General features: G+C 63.7%; 4 protein-coding genes. 2 read left to right on the top strand and 2 right to left on the bottom strand.

Annotation, left to right across the window (positions count from 1 at the left end):
• Nucleotides 1-447 (top strand): DUF808 family protein (locus AB0O48_RS34500; protein ID WP_365070186.1); only part of this gene is annotated, 447 nt, incomplete at its 5' end.
• 678 nt (nt 448-1125) lie between these two features.
• Here the strand turns inward: AB0O48_RS34500 and AB0O48_RS34495 are convergent.
• Together AB0O48_RS34495 and AB0O48_RS34490 are read right to left on the bottom strand one after the other, a co-directional pair.
• Nucleotides 1126-2184, bottom strand: coding sequence for a UvrD-helicase domain-containing protein (locus AB0O48_RS34495; RefSeq protein WP_365070183.1), 1059 nt, complete (start codon nt 2182-2184; stop codon nt 1126-1128).
• Entirely contained in the window at nt 2168-3760 is a 1593-nt protein-coding gene (locus tag AB0O48_RS34490) for an AAA family ATPase (RefSeq protein ID WP_365070180.1), read from the bottom strand. Before AB0O48_RS34490 ends, AB0O48_RS34495 begins: the two co-directional genes overlap by 17 nt.
• A 361-nt stretch (nt 3761-4121) precedes the next feature.
• On the opposite strand from AB0O48_RS34490, the gene AB0O48_RS34485 reads away from it, so the two are divergent.
• Entirely contained in the window at nt 4122-5024 is a 903-nt protein-coding gene (locus AB0O48_RS34485; protein ID WP_365070177.1) for a PIN domain-containing protein, read from the top strand.
• Nucleotides 5025-5405 lie beyond the last annotated feature (381 nt).

Genomic DNA, 5405 nt, shown 5'->3' with positions numbered 1-5405 from the left:
CGCCTGTCGCAACGTTCCGGCGCCGTCGCCACGTTCGGCCGCGGTCTGGTGAGGGCGATGCCGGTGGTCCTCACCGTGCTGACGGTAGTCGGCACTGCGGCGATGCTGTGGGTGGGCGGGCACATCCTGCTGCTAGGCACGAACGAGCTGAACCTGCACTTCCTGTATGAGGCCGTGCACCACGTGGAGGTCGCCGCCCACGACGCTACGGGTGTTCTCGGCGGGCTCGTCGGCTGGCTCGTCAACACGGTGGCCAGCGCGATCCTCGGGCTGATCGTCGGAGCGCTGGTCTTGGTGGTCATGACTTTCACGCTGCACCGCCGCAAATCCAAGGCTGCGGCCGCGACTGCGGCGAGCCCGACTCGTACTGACGGCACCATCCCCGCGCCGCCGAGCCGTGTAGCTCGGCGTCGCGACGCTCCTGCGGACCGAACGCCGCGCGGTTGACCGCAAAACATCGCAACCCGACCACGCGGTCAGCGTTCTGGTGCTGAGCCGCGCTCAACCCGGCTGAGCTGCGCGGGTCGTCCCGGGCCGGCCTGCGGCCCTTCGTGCTCTTCCTGGCCACGGCTTTGCGGACCGCTCCTTGACACCGAAGGACCACACCTCACTCGGCGGCAAACCACCCCATCAGCCGCGTCAACAACGCTGCTGGGCACTACAGCTAGCTGTAGTGGTGCGTCGCTCACGAGCTCGTCGACCTGCATGGGTGGTCCTGGCTCAGGAGGCGACGTGACCGAAGTCCGGGGGAGCGGGGCCTTGTCGGTTTCGCCGAGCGTGGTCAGGTCCCAGGAATTCCGGGCGACATGGTCGAAGGCGCGGCCGTTGGCCGTTGTGTTGGGGCGCTCGGGACGTTGGTCCCCCGGCCAAGCGGAGCCTCATGAGTGGGACGACCGGCCTGATGTCGGCCGGTGCCCGATCCAAGTCGACGATGTCCCTAATCTGGTCAGCTACGACGCCGGGGAGAGCCGCTAGACCGGTGCCCGTTGCTCCGAGCCGAGAAACACCTCGCCCACTCCTACGCGATTCGAGCGACACGCTGAGCTGCGGCGGATCGGCCGACAACTGCCTACCTGTGCAGCCATCAAAGGGGTAGCGGACGACATCTCTCGGCTTCGGCCGTTGTCAGGGGATGTAGTCGGCGTCGCGCCGGTCGACGACGAAGGCAACGCTGTGTTCGGCGCGCGTGACGGCGACGTATAGCCGGTCGGTTGCTGTGAGGGTGGCAAGGTCGCCGGTCTTGAGGTACTTGAGCATGGGCTTGGTCGGGAAGATGAGGATGCGGGGATAGGTGCTGCCCTTGGAGAGGCCGATGTTGAGAGCGGCTAGCCCGCGAGTGTCGGCGGTGCGGCGGTCGCGAAGTATCTGGGGTTGGTACTTCGCGACGTAGGCGGTGATGTCGTCCGGGGCGATCTGGAAGATCCCGTCGTGGCCGGTCGCGGCGTGGTTGCGGGAGGTAGTGGCTGGCATGTTTGGGTAGAGCCGGTCGGACCAGTCGCAGATTTGTTGGTTGCACCGCCAACTGTCAGTGCGCAGGTCGAGGGCGCAGAGGGTGCGGTGGAGTGTCAGCCAGGCCATGATCCCGGCACCGCGGTACTTCTTGTTCCGGGGGCCGTTATTCGTGGCGAAGGTGTGCTGGCGGGGGTCACCGACGACGGTGACTTCGATCTTGGATCGGAAAAGTCGTTCTACCAGGTCAAGGTCGTAGCCGACGAGGTCTTGGAACTCGTCGATGAAGATGCAGTCGTACATCGCTTCGAGCCGGCGTACGACGGCGCCGCTGGCGGCCTCGTCGGCTCGACAGGCGAAGTCGGCGACGCCGTCGCGGTACATGTCGCCGTGCTGGTCGAAGTAGTAGGCAAGGGTGTTCGACTGGCGAGTGAACCGCGGTCGGCTGCCCACAAAGTTAAGCGAGCGGATGTAGTCGATCTGTCCGACGAGGTGGTGCTGAAAGGGCTTGGCTGTCTGGCTGATGAGGAAGCTGAACCATCCCATCACCGTGACGTGGCTCGGCATGACTCCGGTCACCTGCAGGATGCGGCGGGTGATTTGCGCGAGATTTTCCTGTGTGTAGGTCGTGATCAGGACTCGCCGTGTCGGGTCGGCGAGCGCCGCGTCGATGAGGAGTTGGGTCTTGCGTGACCCTGCCGCGGCGATGACAGCGCGGTTAGTGGGCGACGGCATCGCGGATGTACTCCGGCATCGTGATCGGGTGGTTCGTCTCGAAGATGGCCAGAGCGGTGGTGGTCTTGTTCGCGATCATGTGGTCAAGCAGCTCCGCGTCGCTCGTGTAACTCTTGCCGAGAACCTCGTTCAGGCGCTGCCGCCCGTTGGCAGCGAGCATCTGCGGCTCAAGCGTCTTCTGCTCGCCCTTGCCTATGTGGATGGAGATGAAATCATGGGCCGTGTAGCCGGCGTAGCGTTGCGCCATCTTGTCGGCGTCGCCGTCGTTGTCGTTGACGACGGCGACAGGTTTCCTCAGCGGAACGGCGAGGTCCAGGAACCGGGCTGCTGAGAGCCCACGAACGTTGATGATGTCCGCGCCGTCGGCGATTGGCATCTTGCCGTGGGCGTCGAGGTAGGCACGCATGACGACGAGCTCATCCGAGGGCCCCTCGACCAGGATGGCGCGCTTCGCCAAGACCAGGCGCAGGGTGTCGTAGCCCGAGAGTTTCTTGAAGTAGTCGACGGTGCTGCTCGGCAAATCGACGATCCGGCGCCCACCCGAGGCCGACAACAGGATGAGCTCATCCAGGCCCAGCTTGTTGAGGATGTAGGCGCTGTGGGTAGTCACGAGGACCTGTTTGCCTTCGCACTTCTCGCTGATCTTGTCAACGAGCTGATTGAGCGAGGTGAACGACAGGTGATTCTCGGGCTCCTCCACCAGCACGACATGTGTCTCGGGGATTTTCTCGTTGAGAGCAAGGAGGATCTTGAGGCGGCTCTGCTCACCCTTGCCGACGTACTGGAAGGGCAGCTCGTCCAGGTGCGGAACCAGGTTGCGTTCCCAGCTGGCCCGCTGAGAGATGTCGATGGAGAGCGTCAAGCCCCGGTCGCTGATGTCGCCGCGGTCACCCGCCAGCTTCGTGTTGATCTCCCGTACCGCGTCAATCTCGGCGAACGTCTCGCGCAGGCTGCGATACGACCGCGTCAGTTCCACACGATCTCTCGCCGCAAGGTTCGCGCCAATGATGGACTGGAGGTACGCATCTGCGCCGCTTTGAAGCTTGATGGCGGTCGCGTCGATCAGCGAGGCCCTCGCCGGCACGCCCCGCTGGGTCACGGCGCTGCCCGCAAAGTTCAGCCAATGCGCCTGGTAGTACTCAGTAGGTACCCAGGTGATCCGCTGCGGGTCGGTGATGTAGGCCGCGTACTCATCAATGAAGTCGTCGTTGAACGCGATGCGCATCTTGACGCCTGGCGCGGGTTCTCGGAGGGAGTTGTTATTGCCCTTCAACGTCGCCAGGTCCTCGGTGTCGTCGAAGTAGACCTCGATGAGGATCTCCGGTGGAACCGCGGGACCTCGCTCGCGCAAGGCGGTGATGTATTCGCGAGTCGCCTGCTGGTTGACCAGAAACGGGGACAACTCGTTTGCGATCGGGGCGCCGTTCAGCCGTCCGGTCAACGCGAGGTTGAGCGCTTCTAGGACATTCGACTTGCCGACGTCGTTGTCGCCCACGATCACGTTCATGCCAGGGTTGAGATCGAGGATGAAGTCCCGGAAGACCTTGTAGTTCTTGATGATGATCTTTCTCAGCACGCACACACTCCTGAGGGGCGCCAGCGGAGTGCGTGCAATCGACGGCGCACGAACCGCCTGGTCTGACGCGGGCATTGCATCCTCCTCCGCAGCTGCAAGCGTCCGTCGCACACAGAGTGCGACACGACTGTCCGCGGTTGCCCCTCGTGCTAGCACCGACGTGCGCTGGGTCCGCTGCAAACCCAGTCCCCGTGATGGGTCGAGCTCGCAGCCCGCAGCCCTGTGAGCGCCCTGATCTTCTGCCTCCAGGCATGTTGGGAACAGCCCTGGGAGGGGCCCCACATCCGCAACAGCGAATGGTCCAGGTCTGGCCGATATCTCGGGGGTGGCGCGGCCCCGCGAGCCGGTGAAGGATCGCGGAGTGCTCATCAACCCACTCCCGGGTACAAGCCACAAGGCCTTGTATTCCGCGCTGACCGACCTCCGCTTCGCCATCAGCAACCAGCAGAACAGCAGCCAGTTCATCGCCAGCGAAAGCGCCACCGCTTACCTTGCGTGGATGCAGGAAGCTCGCCGCCGACTGCGGAATCAGGTTCGGGCCGGTGACCTCGAACGACTCGTCCCCACCAAGAGCTACGAGGTGTTGCTGTCCGCGCTCTCGTCGTTCACCGTGCACGCCAGCGGCGACCTGGTCGTCAAGGCTCTGGTCAATCAGCAACTCACAGAGCGGTCGGACGATTTCCAAGCCGCGATCGACGACCTTCAGCAGCAGACGCAGCGGTTCGCAGGGGACGACGTCCTCGTCGTCCTGGACACCAACGTGTTCATGCACCACCCGCAGGAGATCGAGGACCTCGACGTCCACGCGTTGATCCATCGAGCCTTCGAACCGCTCCGCGTCGTCGTGCCGATGGTCGTGGTCGACGAACTCGACCGCCTCAAGCGGACCGGAGACGGCAAGGCCCGGGCCCGGGCCCGGTACGGCGTCGCCTACATCGACCGCATGTACCGCACCGGCGGGCTGATCCGACCTGCCGACCTGTCCAACGACGAGACCGCCCGAGGCATGCTCAAGCTAGACGTCCTCTTCGACTCACCTGGGCACATCCGTCAGTCGCGAGCCGACGACGAAATCATCGACCGAGCTGTCGTCCTGCAGACGCTCGCCAGCCGGCCCGTCCACCTAGTCACTTACGACACCGGAATGGCGATGCGCGCCCTCAACTCCGGCCTCAGGGACATCAAGCTGCAGCAGGAGCCTGAGAATGACCAGGTGAAGCAGTCGCGGCAGCCGAGGCAGGGAGCAACCTACCGCCCTAACTAATCGATCCCGTCGCTTATTTCTTTGTTCGCGATCTGTCCCGCGCCGAGAAACTAAAAGCTCACCAGCGCAGGAGCAGCGGGATCTAACTCGATGGCCTCACCTTAATCTCGGCCGGTTGATAACGAGGCGAGCGGGTTGGAATCTTCGAAGCCGCGCGTTCAGACTGCTATTCTGGCTCTCACGCAGGGTGATAGGGATGCCGGCTTGAGCCAATCCTGGTCGTACCGTAATCTATGAGCATGTGCACCCCAGAATGGTGCACATATGACGCGTACAAGAGTTCGAATCCCCCCTCGGACACCAGAGTTCATGGATACCCACGCGAGATCAACTTCCTCTCGCGTGGGGACGCGAGCCGCGACGACTCATATGTGCGCATCG

The organism is Micromonospora sp. NPDC085948, assembly GCF_040686315.1.
GTDB lineage: Bacteria > Actinomycetota > Actinomycetes > Mycobacteriales > Micromonosporaceae > Micromonospora.
Note: the sequence above shows the minus strand (reverse complement) of the source record. Positions and strands in the feature narration are given on the sequence as shown.